The organism is Mycolicibacterium baixiangningiae (assembly GCF_016313185.1).
Taxonomy (GTDB): domain Bacteria; phylum Actinomycetota; class Actinomycetes; order Mycobacteriales; family Mycobacteriaceae; genus Mycobacterium; species Mycobacterium baixiangningiae.
Genome location: NZ_CP066218.1, coordinates 2,247,393 through 2,269,175 on the forward strand (window position 1 = coordinate 2,247,393; position 21,783 = coordinate 2,269,175).

The 21,783-nt window shown below is 70.9% G+C and carries 10 protein-coding genes; 8 read left to right on the top strand and 2 right to left on the bottom strand.

Annotation, left to right across the window (positions count from 1 at the left end):
* Window positions 1-19: 19 nt before the first annotated feature.
* Both I7X18_RS10555 and I7X18_RS10560 read right to left on the bottom strand, forming a co-directional pair.
* Window positions 20-310: a CDGP domain-containing protein gene (locus tag I7X18_RS10555; protein WP_193047214.1), complete on the bottom strand. Its 291-nt coding sequence runs from the start codon at window positions 308-310 to the stop codon at window positions 20-22.
* Between the two features lie 68 nt (window positions 311-378).
* On the bottom strand, window positions 379-2,028 hold the full coding sequence (locus I7X18_RS10560; protein ID WP_193047215.1) for a (2,3-dihydroxybenzoyl)adenylate synthase: 1,650 nt from the start codon (window positions 2,026-2,028) through the stop codon (window positions 379-381).
* Window positions 2,029-2,127: 99 nt separating this feature from the next.
* On the opposite strand from I7X18_RS10560, the gene I7X18_RS10565 reads away from it, so the two are divergent.
* From I7X18_RS10565 to I7X18_RS10600, 8 genes are read left to right on the top strand one after another with little or no spacing between them, the layout of a single operon-like run.
* Window positions 2,128-5,622, top strand: coding sequence for a non-ribosomal peptide synthetase (locus I7X18_RS10565; RefSeq protein WP_193047216.1), 3,495 nt, complete (start codon window positions 2,128-2,130; stop codon window positions 5,620-5,622).
* Window positions 5,619-6,356 carry a thioesterase II family protein gene (locus I7X18_RS10570; RefSeq protein ID WP_193047217.1) on the top strand — a complete coding sequence of 246 codons (738 nt, stop codon included), beginning with the start codon at window positions 5,619-5,621 and terminating at the stop codon, window positions 6,354-6,356. Before I7X18_RS10565 ends, I7X18_RS10570 begins: the two co-directional genes overlap by 4 nt.
* Complete coding sequence (locus I7X18_RS10575; protein ID WP_193047218.1) at window positions 6,353-7,684, top strand: beta-ketoacyl [acyl carrier protein] synthase domain-containing protein; 1,332 nt, start codon at window positions 6,353-6,355, stop codon at window positions 7,682-7,684. The genes I7X18_RS10570 and I7X18_RS10575 overlap by 4 nt, the downstream gene beginning before the upstream one ends.
* Window positions 7,681-10,629 (top strand): mycobactin polyketide synthase MbtD, encoded by a 2,949-nt coding sequence (mbtD, locus tag I7X18_RS10580; RefSeq protein WP_193047219.1) that lies wholly within the window; start codon window positions 7,681-7,683, stop codon window positions 10,627-10,629. Before I7X18_RS10575 ends, mbtD begins: the two co-directional genes overlap by 4 nt.
* Window positions 10,622-15,850 carry a non-ribosomal peptide synthetase gene (locus I7X18_RS10585; protein ID WP_193047220.1) on the top strand — a complete coding sequence of 1,743 codons (5,229 nt, stop codon included), beginning with the start codon at window positions 10,622-10,624 and terminating at the stop codon, window positions 15,848-15,850. The genes mbtD and I7X18_RS10585 overlap by 8 nt, the downstream gene beginning before the upstream one ends.
* Window positions 15,847-20,226 (top strand): non-ribosomal peptide synthetase, encoded by a 4,380-nt coding sequence (locus tag I7X18_RS10590; protein ID WP_269751309.1) that lies wholly within the window; start codon window positions 15,847-15,849, stop codon window positions 20,224-20,226. Before I7X18_RS10585 ends, I7X18_RS10590 begins: the two co-directional genes overlap by 4 nt.
* Window positions 20,223-21,515, top strand: coding sequence for an NADPH-dependent L-lysine N(6)-monooxygenase MbtG (mbtG, locus tag I7X18_RS10595; RefSeq protein WP_193047221.1), 1,293 nt, complete (start codon window positions 20,223-20,225; stop codon window positions 21,513-21,515). Before I7X18_RS10590 ends, mbtG begins: the two co-directional genes overlap by 4 nt.
* Complete coding sequence (locus I7X18_RS10600; RefSeq protein WP_193047222.1) at window positions 21,493-21,708, top strand: MbtH family protein; 216 nt, start codon at window positions 21,493-21,495, stop codon at window positions 21,706-21,708. Before mbtG ends, I7X18_RS10600 begins: the two co-directional genes overlap by 23 nt.
* Window positions 21,709-21,783 lie beyond the last annotated feature (75 nt).

Below are 21,783 nucleotides of genomic sequence, written 5' to 3' on the forward strand. Positions count from 1 at the left end.
GAAAGCGCGCGTGGGGAGCTCAGCCGGCGATGTTCACCGGGGGGTCGGCGAAGTTGGGATCCGCAGGCGGCCGGCCGGGGCCCATCAGCTGGCAGTTCCTCGCGGGCACAAGGTAGGAACTGGCGCCGCGAGGAATCAGCTGAGCGACTGTGACGCACCGTTCCCAGGTGCCGTCCGGCTGGATCGGTCCGTCGCACTTGCCGAGGACGGGCCCGCCGTACACGCAACCGGCGCCGGCCGGCGGCGCCAGGGCGATCACCGGCGCAGCCATCAGCAGGGCAGCCAATCCTCCGACGATGCAGCGCTTCATGGTCGTCTCCCGCCCAGCTCGTGAGGCAGACGCTACCGCTTGTGGCCCGGGTCCATGGCGCGTTTGGCTCAGGATGTCAGCTGCGCGACGATCTTCTTCTTGTCCACCTTGCCGACCGCGGTCAGCGGCAGCGCGGGTATCGGCACCACCACGTCGGGCCGGGCGTGCGTGGACGCCCCGCGCTCGTCGAGGAACGCGTTCAGTTCGGCCAGCGTAACCGGCTTGCCGCGGAAAACCACTGCCGCACAGATCTTCTCGCCCAGATAATCGTCGGGCAGCGCGACCGCCGCGGCCGAGTAGACGCCGGGGTGGGCGAGGAGGTGGTCCTCCAGGTCGGTGGCCGAGACCGTCTCACCGCCACGGTGGATGACGTCCTTGATGCGCCCGGTCACCTCGACGTTGCCGGCCAGCGGACCATCGGCGAAGATCCGGACCCGGTCACCGGTGCGGTAGAAACCGTCGGGGCTGAAGGAGCGGGCGTTGGCCTCGTCGGCCCGGTAGTACCCGTTGAGCGTGTAGGGCCCGCGCACGAGCAGTTCACCTTCTTCACCCGGGCCGACCTCGACGCCGGACTCGTCGACCACCCGCATCTCGTCGTGCGGCGACACCGGCCGGCCCTGGGTGTGCACGACGACGTCGACCGGGTCTCCCGGCCGGGTGAAGTTCAGCATGCCTTCGGCCATCCCGAAGATCTGCGACAGGCCGGGGGTCAGGCGGTCGAGGATGAACCGCGCCTCCTCCGGGCTCATCCGTGACCCGCCCACCTGCACCAGGCGCAGCGACGTGGGCAGCACGGGTTCCCATTCACACGCCTGCGCCCACAGTTTGCCCAGCGCGTTGACCAGTCCGGTGACGGTGACCGTGTGTTCGTCGATGAGCGCGAACGCCGCCTCCGGGCTGGGATCGGCGGTGAACACCGTCGTCGCCGCCACGGTCATCGCTCCCAGCATGCCGGGACAGGCCAGCGGGAAATTGTGACCGGCAGGCAACGCCACCAGGTAGACGTCGTCTGAGGTGAAGTGACATGCCTGCGCGCTCGACACCGCGGTGTAGACGTAGTCGTCGTGAGTGCGCGGGATCAGCTTGGGCAGCCCGGTCGTACCGCCGGACACCAGCAGTAGCGCGGGCAGCGAGGTGTCGACGGGTCCGCGCTGCGGCGTCCGGCCGCCGCCGTCGGCCAGTGCCGTCCAGGACAGGAACGGCCCCGGATCGCCGTCGACGATGACGTGCCGCAGCGCCGGACGGTCCGCCACGAGTTGAGCGGCCATCTCGCGGTAGTCGAATCCGCCCACTTCGTCGGGGATCACCAGGGCCACCGCGCCGCTGACCTCGGCGAAGTGCCCGAGTTCGGCCGTGCGGTGGCCCGGCAGGCACATCACCGGAACCGCACCCGCCCGGAGCAGACCGAAGAACGCGACGGCGAACCGCACGGAGTTGGGCAGCTGCAACAACACTCGGTCCCCGGGGCGGATACCCAGTCCGGCCAGCGCCGCCGCGGCCGTGTCGGCGCGGGCCACCAACTCGGCGTAGGTGAGCGAGTCGTCGACGTCGACGACCGCGGGGTGGTCGGGTCGCTGCACGGCCGCGTCGATCAGCAGGGACTCCAGGGGGCGTCCCGTCCAGTAGCCCGCCTGCCGGTACTGCTCGGCGCGGTCTTCGGGAAATGGCACGAAACCCTCGGTGAGGTCATTCGGCACATGCTGGAATCCGGTGCTCATAGCGCGGAAAGGCCCCTCTGGGTAGGAGTGTTCGGCTCCTTGAATATAGGATAGCCTTCACGAAGTTAGGGCAGCCTACGTTGACTTGGAGGAAACGCGGTGGAGGCCGTTGTGACGAGTTCACAGTCCGTACGCGCCGAGGTTGCCGAGCTTCTCGGAGTCGACGAGTCCGAACTCGATCCGAACGCCGACCTCATCGCCACCGGGCTCGACTCCATCCGCATGATGTCACTGTCCGGACGCTGGCGGAAGCAGGGCATCGATGTGCGTTTCGCGGCGATGGCGGCGAACCCGACCGTGGCCGCGTGGGCGCAGCTCGTCGGCGAACACACCGTCACCGAAGAACGCGTCGCCGAAGAACCCGTCGCGCAGCAGCCGCGTGACGCCGGCGACCCCGATGCGCCTTTCCCGCTCGCACCGATGCAGCACGCACTGTGGGTGGGCCGCAACGAACTGACCGAACTCGGCGGGGTGGCCGCACACCTCTACGTCGAATTCGACGGCTCCGGCGTCGACCCCGAACGGCTGGGCACCGCGGCCGCCGCACTGGCTGCGCGCCACCCGATGCTGCGGGTCGACATCCTCGGCGACGGGATGCAGCGGATCAGCGACCGCGGCCTGCCCGTCAAGGTGACCGACCTGCGCGAGCTCGACGACACCGCCGCCGCCGCGCAGCTCGAGATCATTCGCGACGCCAAATCCCATCAGCTCCTCGAGGGGGAGATGCTCGAGCTGGCGCTCACGCTGCTGCCGCACGGGCGCACCCGGCTGCACGTCGACCTCGACATGCAGGCCGCCGACGCGGTCAGCTACCGCAATTTCATGGCCGATCTCGCCGCTCTCTACCGCGGCGCGCAGCTGCCCGAACTGCAGTACACCTATCGCGAATACCGCAGTGCGCTCACCGCCACACCCCCGCCCGCGGCCGACGAAGACCGCCGCTGGTGGTCCGAGCGCATCCCGGAACTGCCCGAACCTCCCGCGCTGCCGCTGGTTCCGCGCGCCGAGCAGCGCAACCCCCGGCGCGGCACCCGGCGCTGGCAGTTCCTCGACGCCCGCACCCGCGACCGGCTGTTCGCCGCGGCCCGTAAACGCGGCATCACCCCGGCGATGGCGTTCGCCGCGTCTTACGCCGGAACGCTGGCCCGGTGGTCGACGAGCCGGCACTTCCTGCTCAACCTGCCGATGTTCGGCCGGGAGCCGTTCCACTCCGATGTCGACAGACTGGTCGGCGACTTCTCGTCGTCGCTGATGCTCGACGTCGACTTCACCGACGCGCACACACCGGCGCAGCGGGCGCGGGTGATGCAGGAGGCGCTGCACACCTCCGCCGGCCACGCGACCTATTCGGGTCTGTCGGTACTGCGCGATCTCAGCCGCCACCACTGCACGCCGACGCTGGCGCCGTTCGTGTTCACCAGCGCGCTGGGGCTCGGCGATCTGTTCGCCGGCGACGTCACCGACCAGTTCGGTACGCCGGTGTGGCACATCTCCCAGGGGCCGCAGGTGCTGCTGGACTCGCAGGTGACGCCGTTCGACGGCGGCCTGCTGGTCAACTGGGACGTGCGCGAGGAGGCGTTCCGCCCCGGGGTCATCGATGCGATGTTCGCCTATCAGCTCGCCGAACTCGACCGGCTCGCCACCGACGACGCGGCGTGGGACGCCGTCGATCCGCCCGCGGCGCCGGCCGCGCAACTGGCAGTGCGCGCCGCGCTCGGGACCGGTGCCGAGCGCAGTGCGGAAGCCCTGCACGACGGCTTCTTCCGCAGCGCCGCAACGACTCCCGACGCGACCGCGATGGTGAGTTCGACGGGAACACTCACCTACGCCGAACTGCGCGAGCGGGTGCTCGCCGTCACCGGTGCGCTGCAGGTGGCCGGCATCAAACCGGGCGACACGGTCGCGGTGATGGGACCCAAGTGCGCCGATCAGGTGACCGCGCTACTGGCGATCCACGCCGCCGGTGCGGTGTACGTGCCGGTCGGCGCCGACCAGCCCGCCGACCGCGCGGAGAGCATCCTGCACACCGCCGGCGTGCGCATGGCCCTGGCGTGCGGTGACGGACCGCCGACGTTCCTGCCCGCGTTGACGATCGCCGAGGCCGTCCGCGTCGGATCGCGGGCGCCCGAGGTCACTCCCGCGACCATCGCTCCCGACGAGGTCGCCTACGTCCTGTTCACGTCGGGCTCGACCGGTGCGCCCAAGGGGGTCGAGGTCACCCACGCCGCCGCCATGAACACCCTCGAATTCATCAACGGCCACTTCGCAATCGGGCCCGCCGACCGGTGCCTGGCGCTCTCCACGCTCGAAGGCGATCTGTCTGTGCTCGACATCTTCGGCATGCTGCGCGCCGGCGGATCGCTCGTGGTGGTGGACGAAGAGCAGCGCCGCGACCCCGACAGCTGGGTGCGGATGATCAACGAGCACGGGGTGAGCGTGCTGCACTTCATGCCGGGGTGGCTGGAGATGCTGCTCCAGGTGGGTGGTTCGCTGCCCTCGGTGCGCGTGGTCCCCACCGGCGGCGACTGGGTGCGCACCGAGATGGTGCGCGAATTGCGCAGGGCGGCACCGCACGTGCAGTTCGCCGGATTGGGCGGCGCCACCGAGACCGCGATCCACAACACCATCTGTGAACCGGGCGAGCTGCCGGCGGAGTGGTCGGCCGTTCCCTTCGGCCGTCCGCTGCCCAACAACGCCTGCCGCGTCGTCGCGGCCGACGGTACGGACTGTCCCGACTGGGTGCCCGGCGAGTTGTGGGTGGGCGGCCGCGGCATCGCCCGCGGATACCGCGGCCGTCCCGACCTGACCGCCGAACGCTTCGTCGTCCACGACGGGCGCACCTGGTATCGCACCGGCGACCTCGTCCGCTATCTGCCCGACGGGCAGATCGACTTCGTCGGCCGCGCCGATCACCGCGTGAAAATCAGCGGCTATCGGATCGAACTCGGTGAGGTCGAAGCCGCGCTGCGGCGCATCGCCGGTGTCGACGCCGCCGTGGCCTCGGTGCTGGCCGCGCCCGGCGACGGGCGAACCGAACAGCTGGCCGCCATCGTGCGGGCCGCGAATGACCGGCTGACCCTGCACGACATGACCCGAGGGATGGCCGAACTCGTTCCGCCGCACATGGTTCCGAGCCACATCGCGTTCGTCGAGGCCATTCCGTTCACGGTGGGTGGCAAGATCGACCGCAGGGCGGTCGCCGCGGCGTTGACCCGGAGCATGGCCGAGCGGGCCCAGGGTCAGGCGCCCACGTACCGTGCACCGGCCACGGCACTGGAGCGGGCGCTGGCCGACATCGTCGCCACCGTCCTGGACCGCGACAGCGTCGGCGCCGACGACGACTTCTTCGAGCTGGGCGGTGATTCCGTGCTGGCCACCCAGACCGTGGCGCGGATCCGCGAGTGGCTCGACGCGCCGGGTGTCATGGTCACCGACATCTTCGCCGCGCGCAGCGTCGGCGCACTGGCGCGCCGGCTCGCCGACCACGAGTCCGGCAGCGACCGGCTCGAGGGCGTCGCCGAGCTCTACCTCGAAGTCGCCGACATGAATTCCGCCGACGTGGCATCCGCACTCGATTCGGCCCAGGCGCGATGACCACCCAGCAGCTCGAATTCGCCCCCTGGGTCAAACACTTCCCTGCGGCGGGTGGTTCGACGGCTGTCGTGTTCCCGCACGCCGGTGGCGCCGCCGCGGCGTACCGCAGGCTGGCGAAAACGTTCGCCGACAAGGGGATCGACACCTACATCGTGCAGTATCCGCAGCGTGCGGACCGGCTGCGGCACCCCGCGGCTGCCAGCATCGGTGACCTGGCCACCCAGTTGTTCGAGGCCGGTCCGTGGGACCGCGTCGGCCCGCTCGACCTGTTCGGCCACTGCATGGGCGCGGTGGTGGCCTTCGAGTTCGCGCGCGTCGCCGAGCGTCACGGCGTTCCGGTGCGCACGCTGTGGGCGTCGGCCGGCCAGGCGCCGTCGACGGTCGCGGAATCGTCACCGCTGCCCAGCACCGACCGCGACGTCCTCGCCGACATGGTCGACCTCGGCGGCACCGACCCGCGACTGCTCGACGACGAGGACTTCGTCGAACTGCTCGTCATGGCGGTGCGGGCCGACTACCGCGCGCTGAGCGGATACACCTGCGGGCGCGACGAGCGCATCACCGCCGACATCCACGCCCTGCGCGGCGACCGCGACCACCGGATCAGCCGGGAGTGGTCGCAGCGCTGGGCCTCCCATACCGCGGGCCGGTTCACGCTGTCGACTCTGCCGGGCGGTCACTTCTACCTCGATGAGCACCTGGACGCGGTAGCTGCGCTGGTGAACGGCGGATGACCCGCGGGGACCGTGTCGTCGCCGACGAGGACCCCGTCGTCATCGTCGGTATGGCGGTGGAGGCACCTGGCGGGATCGACACGGCCGAGGACTACTGGACACTGCTCTGCGAAGAGCGGGAGGCGCTGAGCCCTTTTCCCACCGACCGTGGCTGGTCGCTGCGGGAGTTGTTCTCCGGATCGCGGCGCGAGGGGTTCACACCGATCCAGGACCTCGGCGGGTTCCTCAGCAGCGCTGCGCATTTCGACCCGGAATTCTTCGGCATCTCTCCCCGCGAGGCGGTGGCGATGGACCCCCAGCAGCGGGTGGCCCTGCGGCTGGCGTGGCGTGCGCTGGAGAACAGCGGCATCAACCCCGACGACCTGGCCGGCCACGACGTCGGCTGCTACCTCGGCGCCTCGGCCCTGGAGTACGGCCCCGCGCTGAGCGAATTCTCCCACCACAGCGGCCATCTGATCACCGGTACCTCACTCGGTGTCATCTCCGGGCGCATCGCTTACACGCTCGACCTGGCCGGCCCGGCCGTCACGGTCGACACTTCCTGCTCCTCGGCGTTGTCCGCGTTCCACCTCGCGGTGCAGGCGCTGCGGTCGGGCGACTGCGACATCGCACTGGCCGGTGGCGTATGCGTGATGGGGTCACCGGGCTATTTCGTCGAATTCTCCACACAGCACGCGCTGTCCGACGACGGGCACTGCCGGCCCTACAGCGCGCACGCCGGCGGCACCGTGTGGGCCGAGGGCGCGGGACTGTTCGTGCTGCAACGCACGTCACGTGCGGTGCGCGACGGCCGCGACATCCTCGCCGAGGTGCGCGCCAGCTGCGTCAACTCCGACGGCCGCACCGTCGGCCTCACCGCCCCGAGCGAGCGGGCCCAGACCCGACTGTTCGCACGGGCGATGGAACAGTCCGGGGTGACCCCCGAAGACGTCGGCATGGTCGAAGGTCACGGCACCGGAACACGACTCGGCGACCGGACCGAATTGCACTCGCTCGCGGCCACCTACGGCGCCGCCACCCCGAGCCGCGGGCCACTGCTCGGGTCGGTGAAATCCAACATCGGGCACACCCAGGCCGCCGCAGGCGCCCTCGGGCTGGCCAAGGTGCTCGTGTCCGCCGACCGCGCCGCCGTCCCACCGACCCTGCACGTCGACGAGCCGAGTCGCGAGATCGACTGGGAGACCAGCGCTCTGCGGTTGGCGAACAAGCTCACACCGTGGCAGGCACGCAACGGCGAACGCGTGGGCGCGGTGTCGGCGTTCGGGATGAGCGGCACCAACACCCACCTCGTCGTCGCGGTGCCGGACCGGCCCCGGGAAGCGAAGTGAACCGGTCGAACCGGTGGCCCGACGGTCGCATCCCGGTGCCGCTGAGCGCCCATGCCGGTGATCTGCTCGCCGACGACGCGCGTGCGGTGCTGAGCTACCTGGACCGCAACCCGGCGGCGTCGGTGGCTGAGGTGGCCGGGCAGCTGGTGACCACCCGCCGGGTGCGGCGGCACCGCGCGGTGATCCGGGCGGGTGGCCGCGACGAACTGGCCGACGGTCTGCGGGCGGTCGCCGACGGTGCCGACCATCCGCTCGTCGCCCGCAGCGCCGACGGTTCCGCAGCGCGCATCGCGTTCGTCTTCCCCGGGCAGGGCACCCAGTGGCCGTCGATGGGCGCAGAGGCCTACCGGGAGCTCGACGAGTACCGGGCGGCGGTCGACGCGTGCGCCGCGGCGTTCGTCGCGGCGGGGGCGGCGTCCCCGGTCCGCTACCTGACGGGGTCCGACGCCGTGAACACCTTCTCGGAAACCGAGATCGAGGGCGCGCAGTTCACCCACGCCGTCGCGCTGGCCCACGTCTGGCGGTCGTTCGGGGTGCTGCCCGACGTCACCGTCGGCCACAGTCTCGGTGAGATCGGCGCGGCCTACATCGCCGGTGCGATGACGCTCCCGGATGCGGTGTCGGTGGTGATCGCCCGCGCCGGCGTCGTGGACCGATTGCCCGGTGACCACGCCGTCGCCGTCCTGGGGGTCGATCCCGACGCCGCACAGCAGGTCATCGCCGCCACCCCGGGCTGGCTCGAGCTGGCCGTGGTCAACGCCCCGACCTCGGTAGCGGTCTCCGGTGACCGGGACGCGGTCTCGGCTGCGGTCGCACTGGTGCGCGAGCAGGGCCGGTTCGCACGGGAGATCACCGTCGGCTTCCCGGTGCACACCAGCATCCTCGAACCGCTGCGCGACGATCTGCTGCGCCGGCTCCCGCAGCAGGTGTTCGCCGAAACCCCGGTGCGGTTCATCGGCGGCGCCACCGGTGACGTCGTTCCCGCGGGCACCGCATTCGGTGACTACTGGTACGGAAACCTGCGGAACATGGTGCGCTTCGACCGCGCCTTCCAAGCCGCGTTGCGTTGTGGTGCAACGACCTTCGTCGAGCTGTCGGCGCATCCGCAACTACTGTTCGCGATGGGCGACATCCTCGGCGACGCCGCCGCCACGCTTGTCGGATCGGGCCGGCGCGACGAGCCGATCACCGAGGCCCTCTCGGCGCACCTGTCCGCTGCCGTCGTCGCCGACCCCGGCTACGGCTGGCGCGACGCCGTCGGTCACCCCGCGAATCGGCTGCGCGGATTCCCGAACGCCCCCATGCGGGCCACTCCCATGTGGGCGCGTCCGGAACCGCTGCCCGAAACGGCGAACCTGACTGTCGCGCAAGAGGTATGGCAACCGGTCACGGGTGTGCGGACGAATCACGCCGCGCCCGTCGCGGTGGCCGTGACCGACCTCGGTGCCGCCGGTGCCCTCTTCGAGCGGGTGCGCGCTGCCGCCGAACGCCACCCCGGTGTGACACTGACGGCGCCGGACACCGCGGAGCTGATGGTCGTCGTCGCACCGCAGCCCGATGCCGCCGACGCCGACACCGCGGTCGCGGCGCTCACCGACCTGGTCGGTGCCGGGGCCTTGCGTTACCCCGCAGCGGCCGGCCCGCGGTGCCGGGACGTATGGCTGATCACCGCCGCCGGCGAGCAGGTGCGGACCGGTGAGACGGTGGCGTTCACCGCGGCCGCACTCGCGGCGATGCACCGCAGCCTCGGCCTGGAGAACCCCGAACTCGGCTTCCACCATCTCGACGTCTCCGCCGACACCTCGATTGACCCGGCGCTGATCGACCCGGCTCTGATCGACACGCTCCTGACCGGTGCGGGGGAGTTGGCCCTCCGTGACTCCGGGTCCGAACCGACGCTGTACCGGCGCACCATGCTCGACGCGCCTGTCGCGCAGCCGTTGTCGCTGCAGTCGGGGGTGCTCGACAACGTGGTGATCACCGGTGGTGCGGGCGCGATCGGTCAGCACTATGCGCGCTACCTCGCCGACCGCGGCGCCCGACGCATCGTCCTGCTCAGCCGCCGCGCCGTCGAACCCGCGGTGCTGGCAGAACTGGCGCGACCACACGGCGCCGAGGTGCTCTCGGTACCGTGCGACCTCACCGATCGGGAGAGCGTCGCCGCCGCAGCTGCCCGGGCGGACGGTGCGTCGATGCTGATCCACGCCGCGGGTGCCGCCACCTTCGCCGGCGGTGACCGCCTCGACGCGGCGGACGCGGCGAACACGTTGGGCGCCAAAGTCACCGGACTCGCCCACCTGGCCGCACTGTGGCCGCTGCGCCCGGACGCCCGCATCCTGCTGTGCTCGTCGGTGTCCGGACTGTGGGGTGGCACCGGCCACGCCGTGTACTCGGCCGCCAACCGGATGCTCGACGCGATGGCCCAGCAGCTGCGCGCCGACGGCCGCCGTGCCGTGGCGATCCGGTGGGGGCTGTGGCAATCCGAGGGCGGCGCCGGCATCGTCGACGCCGCCGAAACCGCCCGCATCGAACGGTCCGGGCTACGGCCGATGGCCCCGGAACCGGCGATCGAGGCCAGCCTGTGCGAGCACACGGTCGACCCACTGGTGCTCTCGGCGGATATGCACCGGATGCGGATGTTCTTCGGCAGCGCTGAGCCCGAGCGGGGGCACGATGGGCCGGCGACACTCGCCGCCGCGGTGGACACCGTCCACGCCGTCCGCGGGGAACTCGCGGCCGTTCTCAGCATCACCGACCCCGGCGCGATCGACCTCGACGCGTCGCTGTTCGACCTCGGGGTCGATTCGCTGCTCGCCCTTGATCTCCGTAAGAGATTCAGACGTGTCATCGGCCGAACCGTCCCGCTCGCCACCCTGCTGGGCGGCATCACCGGCGGCGAACTGGTCGCCGAGCTCGACGAGAAAGTAGATATCCCGCGTGACTGACACCACCGAATCAAGGCTTGCCGGCCCGGATGACACAGCACGCCTGGAACTGCTGCGCCGCAGGCTCAGCGAGCGCGGGCTTTCCTCGCAGCACGCCACAGCCGGCGAGGCGGCTCCCCGCGAACTGTCCGACGGTCAGCTGCGGATGTGGTTCGTGCAAGCCGCCGACCCGTCCGGCGCGCTGCTCAATGTCTGCCTCTCCTACCGCATCAGCGGTGACATCGACCTCCCCGCCCTGCGCAGTGCCCTCGACGCCGTCGCACGCAGACATCCCGTGCTGCGGACCACCTACGCCGCCGGCGACACCGGCGAACCGCGCCCCACCGTGCACGCCGACCTGCGTCCCGCGTGGTCCGAACACGACCTGACCGTCGCGAGCCAGTCCGAGCAGGCGCAGCGGCTGCGCCTCGAAGTCCTCGCGCAGCGGGAGTTCGCCGCGCCGTTCGACCTGTCAAGCGACGCTCCGCTGCGAATCACCATGGTGCGCACCGGTGCTCAGGAGTACGTCATGCTGCTGGTCGCCCACCACATCGCGTGGGACGACGGCTCGTGGGAGGTGTTCTTCGCCGACCTCACCCGCGCCTACACCGGCGCCGACCTGGGGGAGGACCTCACCCCGCACGTACCCGCCGGTCCCCGGGACGCCGAGGCCGACCTCGCGTACTGGCGCACGGTCATGGCCGATCCGCCGGAGCCGCTCGAACTTCCGGGGCCGACCGGTTCGGCGGTGCCGACGACCTGGCGCTCGGCGCGCAGCAGCGTGGCGCTGGGCGCCGACACCACACGCCGCGTGGCCGATCTGGCGCGCGAGACCGGATGCACCCCATACGCGGTTTTGCTCGCCGTGTTCGGCACCCTGATCCACCGCTACACCCACGCCGACGATCTCCTGGTGGCCACCCCGGTGCTCAACCGCGGCACCGGCACAGAGGACCGGATCGGCTACTACGGGAACACCGTCGCGATGCGGTTGAAGCCGGGACCGTCGATGTCGTTCCGCGACATGCTGATCCACGCCCGCGACACCGCGCTCGGCGCATTCGCCCACCAGGGCGTCAACCTCGATTTGGTGGTCCGCGAGCTCAACCCGGACCGCCGCCACGGCACTGAGCGGATGACCAGGGTCAGCTTCGGATTCCGCGGTCCCGACCGATTCGGGTTCACCCCGCCGGGTGTGCGCTGCGAACGCGCCGAGCTGCGCAGCCACATCACCCAGCTGCCGTTGGGCATCATGGTCGAATTCGACGCCGATCGGTCCGGCGGGGGCGCGCGGGTCGAGATCGAGCACCTGGTCGAGATCATCGAACCGGCACTGGCCCACCAGCTTCTCGACCACTTCGTCGTCCTACTTCACAGCGCACTGGACCGTCCCGACACACCGCTGTCGCGCCTCGACCTGATGGATGCGGCCGACGCCGCCTGGCTGCACGACGTCGCCTGCGGGGAGCGGTTCGACACCCCACCCAGCACACTGCCCGACGTGATCGCCGCGCAGGTGGCCCGGACACCGGACGCCGTCGCGGTCGTCTACGAGGGCAGGCACTACTCGTACCGCGAGATCAACGCGGCCGCCAATCGGGTGGCCCACTGGCTGATCAACCAGGGCATCGGCACCGAGGACCGCGTCGCGGTGCTGCTCGACAAGTCGCCGGAGCTGATCATCACCGCGCTGGGGGTGGTGAAGGCCGGTGCGGTGTACGTACCGATCGATCCCACCTACCCCGAGGACCGGCTGGCGTTCATCCTGGGCGACTGCGACGCGAAAGTGGTTCTGCGCGAACCGCTCGCCGGTATCGACGGGCTGCCCGCCGATGACCCCACCGACACCGACCGGGTGCGGCCGCTGCTGCCCGACAACACCGCGTACCTGATCTACACCTCAGGCACCACCGGCCTGCCCAAAGGTGTGCCCGTACCGCACCGCCCGGTCGCGGAGTACTTCGTCTGGTTCAAGAACGACTACCAGGTCGACGGGAACGACCGAATGCTGCAGGTCGCCTCGCCCAGTTTCGACGTGTCGATCGCCGAGATCTTCGGCATGCTGGCATGCGGCGCGCGCGTGGTCATCCACCGGCCGGGCGGACTCAACGACATCGGCTACCTCACCGACCTGCTGCGCGACGAAGGCATCACCGCCATGCATTTCGTGCCGTCACTGCTGGGTCTGTTCCTGTCGCTACCCGGGGTCAGCCAGTGGCGCACCCTGCAACGCGTGCCGATCGGCGGCGAACCCCTGCCGGGCGAGGTGGCCGACAAGTTCCACGCCACCTTCGACGCGCTGCTGCACAACTTCTACGGACCGACCGAAACGGTGATCAACGCCAGCCGCTACAAGGTGGAAGGCAAGCAGGGCACCCGCATCGTGCCGATCGGCCGCCCGAAGATCAACACGCAGATGCATCTGCTCGACGATGCGCTGCAACCGGTGCCCGTCGGCGTCATCGGCGAGATCTACATCGGCGGAACACATGTCGCCCACGGCTACCACCGCAGACCCGGCCTGACCGCGGAGCGCTTCGTCGCCGATCCGTTCACGCCGGGCGGGCGGTTGTACCGGTCGGGTGACCTCGCCCGCCGCAACGCCGACGGTGACATCGAGTTCGTCGGGCGCGCCGACGAACAGGTGAAGATCCGCGGGTTCCGCATCGAACTCGGTGACGTGGCGGCCGCGATCTCGGTGGACCCGAGCGTCGGTCAGGCCGTCGTCATGGTCGACGATCTGCCGGGGGTCGGCAAGAGCCTGGTGGGCTACCTGACCCCGGTGAGCGGTGAGGACCGGGAGTCGGTCGCCGTCGACCGCATCCGCGCGCGGGTGGCCGCGGCGCTGCCCGAGTACATGGTGCCCGCCGCGTACGTCGTCATCGACGAGGTCCCGATCACCACCCACGGCAAGATCAACCGTGCCGCGCTGCCGCAACCGGAGCTGAGTTCGACGATCGAGTTCCGTGAACCCGCGACCGACACCGAGCGTGAGATCGCGCGACTGTTCGGCGATCTGCTGGGCCGGGACGGGGACATCGGCGCCGACGATTCCTTCTTCGACCTCGGTGGGCATTCGCTGCTGGCGACGAAACTGGTTGCCGCCGTGCGGACCTCGTGCGGTGTCGACATCGGCGTGCAAGAGGTCTTCGAGCTGGCGACCGTCTCGCAGATCGCCGGACACGTCGACACCCTGCGCGCCGGTGGCGGCGGACCGGTGCGACCGCGCCTGGTCCCGCTGCACCTCGACGGGCCTGCGCCGCTGTCGTCGGCACAGCTGCGGTCGTGGTTCGCCTACCGGGTCGACGGGCCCAGCGTGGTCAACAACATCCCGTTCGCCGCGCGTCTGCGTGGGCCGTGTGACGTCGATGCTCTGGTCACCGCGATCGGTGACGTGATCGACCGCCACGAGATCCTGCGCACCGTCTACCGCGAGATCGACGGCGTGCCCTACCAGGTCGTCCTTCCGCCCGAACCGGTGACGGTGCGCCGTGCCCGCGGGGACGGCGACGAGTGGCTGCGCGCAGAACTCGACCGGGAACGCACCCACGTGTTCGACCTCGAAGGCGACCGGCCGATCCGCCCGGCGATCCTGAGCGTGCAGGACGGCCACGTGCTGTCGGTGGTGATGCACCACATCGCCGGTGACCACTGGTCGGCCACCGTGCTGTTCGCCGATCTGCTGACCGCCTACCGGGCCCGGACCGCGGGCGAGGCGCCGGCCTGGGCGCCGCTGCCCGTGCAGTACGCCGACTACGGCGCCTGGCAGGCGGCACTGCTCGCTGACGACACCGGTATCGCCGGGCCCCAGCGCGCCTACTGGACCGAACAACTCGCCGGTCTGCCCGAGGAGACCGGGCTGCGACCCGACTTCGCGCGCCCACCCGTGCCCAGCGGGCTCGCCGAGGCGGTCGAATTCCACATCGATGGCGCCACCCGGGACAAGCTGGCGGTGCTGTGCCGCGAACTCGGAGTCACCGAGTTCATGCTGCTGCAGGCGGCGGTCGCCGTCGTGCTGCACAAGGCGGGCGCCGGCGCCGACATCCCGCTCGGCACCCCGGTGGCCGGCCGGTCCGAGCCGGAACTCGACCAGCTGGTCGGCTTCTTCATCAACATCCTGGTGCTGCGTAACGACCTTCGCGGCAACCCCACCCTGCGGGAGGTGTGCCGCCGCGCCCGTGAGATGGCGCTCGCGGCCTACGCCCACCAGGACCTACCGTTCGATCAGGTCGTCGACGCGGTCAGCCCGGTCCGCACGCTGGCGCGCAACCCGCTGTTCAGCGTCGTGGTGCACGTCCGCGAACAGCTCCCCGAGAATCGGGTGATCGGCCACGGCCCCGACGGCGACACCACCGTCACGGTGCTGGAGCCGACCTTCGACGCCGCGCATGCCGACCTGTCGCTGAACTTCTTCGCCCACGAGGACGGTGGTGGGTACCGCGGACACGTCATCTACCGACCCGAGCTCTACAGCCGCGAGACCGCGCAGCGGTTCGTCGGCTGGCTCGGCCGCGTCGTGACGGCATTCGCCGAGCAGCCCGACCTCACGGTCCGCGACCTCGAGATCGGTGCGCCCGGCGAGCGGCGGCGCATCCTCGAACAGTGGGGTGGCGGAAGCCTATTCGTCCTCGACCAGGCGTTGCAGCCGGCGCCGGTCGGCGTGGTCGGCGACGTGTACACCGCGGGCGGACCACTCGCCGCCGCCCACTGGAACGGGGCAGGCCTGACCGCGACCCGGCTCGTCGCCCACCCCTACGGGGCGCAGCCGGGGGCGCGGTTGCACCGCACCGGTGACCAGGCCCGGTGGAGCGCCGACGGTGTGCTCGAACTCGTCGGCTCGGACTCGCGTGCCGCCGAACCGGCCACCCGCGCGGCGGGTCGGACCGGTGAGCCACCCACCACCGACACCGAACGCGCCCTGGCAGCACTGCTCGGCGAGGTACTCGACGTCGAGGTCACCGGCCGGTACGACGATTTCTTCAGCCTCGGCGGGGACAGCATCCTCGCCGTGCAGCTGGCCGCCCGCGCCCGCGATGCGGGGCTCACGCTGACCGCGCGGATGGTGTTCGAACAGCCCACCCTGCAGGAGCTCGCCGCCGCCGTCGACGACAAGGCCGCTGCCGCCGGCGCCGACGATGAGGCCGACACCAGCCACGCACCGATGAGCGCCTCGGGTCTGTCCCCGGACGAACTCGCCGCACTGACGGCGTCGTGGGGTGCATCGCGGGGGGATGCGCCGTGACACAGACCGAGGCCGCAGACGCCGCCAACGCCGTCGAGGACGTGATGGCGTTGAGCCCCCTGCAGCAGGGGCTCTACTCGATGACGATGCTCACCGGCCCGGAGCACACGGACGGCGATCCCTACGTGATCGCGATGGCCGCCGACGTCACCGGAACTCTGGACACCGACCTGCTGCGCCGGTGCGCGGCGGCGATGCTGACCCGGCATCCCAACCTGCGGGCCAGCTTCTTCCGCGGCGACCTGCCCCGCCCCGTCCAGGTCATCCCCGCCCGCGTCGACGTGCCGTGGCGCCACGTCACCGCGCAGACCGCCGAGGAGGCCGCGGAGCTCGAGCACCGCGAGCGCACGCGCCCCTTCGACCTCGGACACGGACCGGTGATCCGTTTCCTGCTGATCGACATGCCCGGTCCGCGATGGCGGTTCGCGATCGTCGCCCATCACATCGTCATCGACGGCTGGTCGCTCCCGCTGTTCGTCGGCGAACTGATGACGCTCTACCGTGCGGGCGGGGAGCTGGGTGCGCTCGGCGGCCCGCCGCGGCCCTACCGGGACTACATCGGCTGGCTGGCCGGCCGCGACCAGGACGCCGGCCGGGCACTGTGGACCGAACACCTAGCCGGCCTCGACGGCCCGACGCTGCTGACTCCAGCGCTGTCGGCCGTCGAACCCGCGCCTGGACTGCCGCGGCGCACCGAGGTGAGGCTGGACGCCGCCGCCACCCACCGGCTGACCGAGGCGGCCCGCTCGCGCAGCGTCACCGTCAACACCCTGGTGCAGATGGCCTGGGCGGCAATGCTCTCGGTGTTCACCGACCGCCGCGACGTCACCTTCGGGATGACGGTCTCAGGACGCCCCGGTGAACTCGCCGGCGTCGAGACCATGGTCGGTCTGTTCATCAACACCGTGCCGTTGCGGGTACGGCTCGACCCGGTGAACACCGTTGCACGTCAGTGTCTTTCGCTGCAGCGCACCGCTGCCGCGCTGCGTGACCACAGCTATCTCGCGCACGCCGAGCTGCGCTCCCTTGCCGGTGTCGGTGAGATCTTCGACTCGCTCCTGGTGTACGAGAATTTCCCGCCGGGTGGGATCGTCGGCGGTGACCACCGGTTCGAGGCCGACGGCGCCACCTTCATCCCCGCGGCGCTGGAGAGCCTGTCGCACTTCCCGGTCACCATCGCCGCACACATGGCCGACGAGCAGTTGACCGTGCTGGTGGAGACCCTCGACGGCGCCCTGGGCGCCCTCACCCCGCAGGGCGTCGGACAGACCCTGCTGGACACCGTGCAGCGGCTGATCACGCTGTGGGACCGGCCGTTACGCGAGGTGCGCATCTCCGACGACGGCCCGGACCAGGTCGAGGCGCCCGCTGCGCCGGCCCACGGGTCCGGTGTGCACACCGCATTCACCGAGGCCGCGCGCAGGACGCCGGACGCGATCGCGATCAGCTGGGAGGGTGGCGCGCTCAGCTATCACGAGGTCGATACCGCCGCCGATCGGCTGGCCGCGACACTGACCGTTCAGGGCGTGAAGTCGGAAACCCCGGTGGCCGTCCGGCTTTCGCGCGGTCCCGACTACGTCATCGCCATGCTCGGGGTGCTCAAGGCGGGCGGCATGATCGTCCCGCTCGACCCCGCGATGGCCGGTGAGCGCATCAGCGAGATCCTGCGCCAGACCGCGGCCCCCGTCGTCGTCGACGATGCGCTGCTGGCCACCGTCGGAGCACCCGACGAGTCGTGGTCACCGGCAGCGGTCGCCCCTGGACAGGCCGCCTACGCGGTGTTCACCTCCGGCACCACGGGGCTACCCAAGGGCGTCCTCGGCACCCACGACGCGGTGCTGGCCTACGGCGACGACCACGCTCGGCATGTGCTGCGCCCGGCCGCCGCCCGCCTCGGCCGACCGCTGCGCATCGCGCACGCCTGGTCGTTCACCTTCGACGCCGCGTGGCAGCCGCTGGTCGCGCTGTTCGAGGGCCATTCGGTGCACATCATCGGCGACGACGTTCAACGCGACGCCGAGGCGCTGGTCGACACCATCGACCGGCACGGCATCGACATGATCGACACGACCCCGTCGATGTTCGCTCAGCTCAAGGCTTTCGGATTGCTGACACGGGTGCCGCTGACGGTGCTGGCCCTCGGCGGCGAAGCGGTGGGCAGCGGTACGTGGCGGTTCATCCGCGACGAATGCGCACGCACCGGTATGACCGCGTACAACTGCTACGGGCCCACCGAGACGACCGTGGAGGCCGTCGTCGCCGCGTTCCCACAGCATCCGCATTCGGTGATCGGTCTGCCGACCCGTCACACCCGCGCCTACGTACTCGACGCGTGGCTGCGTCCGGTGCCCGACGGGGTGGCGGGGGAGTTGTACCTGTCCGGGGCCCAGCTCACCCGCGGCTACCTGAACCGCTCAGGCGAGACGTCCGGTCGGTTCGTCGCCGATCCGCTCCAGCCCGGACACCGGATGTACCGCACCGGCGACGTGGTGCGACGCAACGCCGACGGCGCCCTGCAGTATCTGGGCCGCAGCGACGATCAGGTCAAGATCCGCGGTTTCCGCGTCGAACCGGGCGAGGTGAGCGCGGTGCTGCAGACCCACCCCGCCGTGCGCGCCGCGCACGTCGCCGTCCGCACCCATTCCAGCGGACCGAGGCTGATGGCGTACGCGGCCACCGCGGGCACCGCCGTGGAGGTCGCCGAGCTGCGCCGCCTGCTCAGTACCCGGCTTCCGCGCTACCTCGTCCCACACCACATCGCGGTCGTCGACGAACTGCCGCTGACAGCTCACGGCAAGATCGACGACGCGGCCCTGGCGGCCCACGACGCCGCCGCGACGGGACCGGCGGCCGCACCCGAGACCCCCACCGAGACGGCACTGGCCGAGGCGGTCGCCGAACTGCTCGGGACCGCGGCGGTGGACGTGAGCGCCGACCTGCTCACCCTCGGGATGGACAGCATCGTGGCGCTCTCGGTCGTGCAGGCCGCCCGTCGCCGCGGCGTCGCGCTGCGCGCCCGGCTGATGTTGGAATGCGGCTCGATCCGCGAACTCGCCGCCGCGATCGACGCGGAGGCGGGCGCGGAACCCGCATCGGACGCACCCGAAGTGGCCGGGCTGGAGCCGGTTCCGGTGCTGCCCAACGTGCACTGGCTCTACGAGTACGGCGACCCGCGCCGGCTGGCGCAGACCGAGGCGATTCCGCTGCCCGACGGCATCACCGCCGACGCGCTGCGCGCCCTGTTCGGCACCGTCCTCGACTGTCACGAAGTGCTGCGCGCGCGATTCGACCGCACCACCATGACGCTTGTGCCACAAGCGGATACGTCCGCCGACGAGCTGTTCTCGGAGGTCGCGGTGGGCGGTGACCTCGCCGCCGCGGTGGGCGAGCACACCGAGAACGCCGTGCAGACACTGGATCCCGAACGCGGCCGGATGTGGTCGGCGGTGTGGCTGCGCCCGGAGCGGGGCGCGGGTGTGCTCGTGCTGACCGCGCACGTGCTGGCGATCGATCCGGCGTCGTGGCGGGTCGTCCTCGGTGAGCTCGACGCCGCCTGGCACTCGCTTCGGGCGGGGCGCGCGCCCGTGCCGACGCGTGAACACACCACCTACCGCCGGTGGTCGGCGCTCCTGCACGAGCGGGCCCACCGCCTCGACACCGCCGACTTCTGGGCGGCACAACTCGACGGCGCCGACCCGGAGCTCGGAGCGCGCCGTATACGGCCGGACACCGACCGCGCCTGCGATCTCGCGGTCAGCGTCGCGATCACCGACCCCGACCTCACCGCGCGGCTGATCGCCTCAGCGGAAGCCATGCCGGCGCTGCTGGCCACGGCGGCGGCGCGCACGGTGACCGCCTGGCGCCGGCGACGCGGACAACCCACCCCTGCACCGCTGCTGGCACTCGAGACACACGGCCGCGCCGACAGCATCGTCAGCGACGGCGCCGACACGGGTGACACCGTCGGACTGCTCAGCGCGATATATCCCGTCCGCGTCGACCCCGACACCGGGCCGGTCGAGATCCCCGGCGACGGAATCGATTTCGGCCTGCTGCGGTATCTGCGGCCCGACACCGCCGACCGGTTGTCCGCCTACCGGCCACCGCAGCTCCTGCTGAACTACCTGGGCCGTGCCGACGTGGGCGGCGCCGGGGCGTTCGACGTCGACAAGGGACTCCTGCACGCGGTGTCGGTGCTGCCCGAACCGGAACTGGCCGTCCGTCACGAGGTGACCGTGATGGCTGCCGTCCTCGGCGAGTCCGGTGCACCCGTACTGGCCACCCAGTGGCGGACGCTGCCCGACGTGCTGTCCGCCGACGACGTCGCCGTCCTGCAGTCTCTGTGGCAGGACGCGCTGCAGGAGGTCGCCCCATGACCGCCACACTGGCCGTGATCGGTGCCGGCCCCAAGGCCGTCGCCGTCGCCGCGAAGGCGGCCGAGCTGCGCAACATGGGCGTCGACGCACCAGAGGTGGTGGCGGTCGAACGCACTGCGGTGGGGGCGAACTGGACCGCCGCAGGCGGGTGGACCGACGGACAGCACCGCCTGGGCACCAGCCCGGAGAAGGACATCGGTTTCCCGTACCGCTCCGCGCTCGTGCCGCGGCGCAACGCCGAACTCGACGAGCGGATGACCCGGCACAGCTGGCAGGCCTACCTCGTCGCCACCTCGCAGTTCGCCGAGTGGATCGACCGCGGCAGGCCGGCGCCGAACCACCACAGGTGGGCGGCCTACCTGCGCTGGGTCGCCGACGCCATCGGTATGGACGTGGTGCACGGCGAGGTGGAACGCATGTCGGTTGGCGGTCGGGGCTGGGAGTTGCGCACCCGGGACTCGACCGTCGTCGCCGACGCGGTGATGATCACCGGACCCGGCCAGGCCGAACGGACATTGCTGCCGGGCCATCCGCGGGTCATGTCGATCGCTGACTTCTGGCGCCGCGCCGCCGGGCACGAACTGATCGTCGCCGAGCGCGTCGCGATGATCGGCGGTGGCGAGACCGCCGCGTCGATGCTCAATGAGCTTTTCCGGCACCGTGTTTCGACGATCACGGTGATCTCGCCACAGGTCACGCTGTTCACCCGGGGGGAAGGGTTCTTCGAGAACACGTTGTTCTCCGACCCCACCGGCTGGACGGGCCTGACGCTCACCGAGCGTCGCGACGCGATGTTCCGCACGGACCGCGGCGTGTTCTCCGCCCGTGTGCAGGAGGCGCTGCTGGCCGACGACCGCATCCGGCACCTGCGTGGCCGCGTCGCGCACGCGGTGCCGCGCGACGGGCGGATCCGGCTGACCCTGCACACCGAGCGGGGCGGTGAACGCGTCGAGACCGTGCACGGTTTCGACCTGGTGATCGACGGTCAGGGCGCCGACCCGCTGTGGTTCATGCCCCTGCTCGGCCAGGACGCACGCGACCTCCTCGAACTCGGACTGGGCGGGCCGCTGACCGGCGAACTGCTGCAGGAGTCGATCGGACACGACCTCGCCGTGGCGGGCGTCGCGCCGAAACTGTTCCTGCCCGGCCTGGCCGGGCTGAACCAGGGACCCGGCTTCCCCAACCTCAGCTGCCTCGGCCTGCTGTCCGACCGCGTCCTCGGTGCGGATCTCGGGGCGGCCACCGCGAAGACGAACAGGAGAAACAGTGAGCACCAATCCATTCGATGACGACAACGGCACCTTTTACGTGTTGGTGAACGATGAGGAGCAGCACAGCCTGTGGCCCACGTTCGCCGACGTGCCCGCGGGTTGGCGCGTCGTCTACGGCGAGGCCACGCGTGCGGACTGCCTGGCCTACGTCGAGGAGAACTGGACCGATCTGCGGCCGCGCACCCTGCGCGAGGCCATGACGTCGGACTGAGCTGTCCCACCTCCTGAGGAGGGCTTCAAGAATGCTGCGTCCGACTCGAAGCCCGATGCGAAGTCCGACTCCACG

What these genes read in the sequence shown, in the direction of transcription:
- I7X18_RS10555 (WP_193047214.1), bottom strand. Translation starts at nt 310, where the DNA reads ATGAAGCGCTGCATCGTCGGAGGATTGGCTGCCCTGCTGATGGCTGCG.
- I7X18_RS10560 (WP_193047215.1), bottom strand. Translation starts at nt 2,028, where the DNA reads ATGAGCACCGGATTCCAGCATGTGCCGAATGACCTCACCGAGGGTTTC.
- I7X18_RS10570 (WP_193047217.1), top strand. Translation starts at nt 5,619, where the DNA reads ATGACCACCCAGCAGCTCGAATTCGCCCCCTGGGTCAAACACTTCCCT.
- I7X18_RS10575 (WP_193047218.1), top strand. Translation starts at nt 6,353, where the DNA reads ATGACCCGCGGGGACCGTGTCGTCGCCGACGAGGACCCCGTCGTCATC.
- mbtG (WP_193047221.1), top strand. Translation starts at nt 20,223, where the DNA reads ATGACCGCCACACTGGCCGTGATCGGTGCCGGCCCCAAGGCCGTCGCC.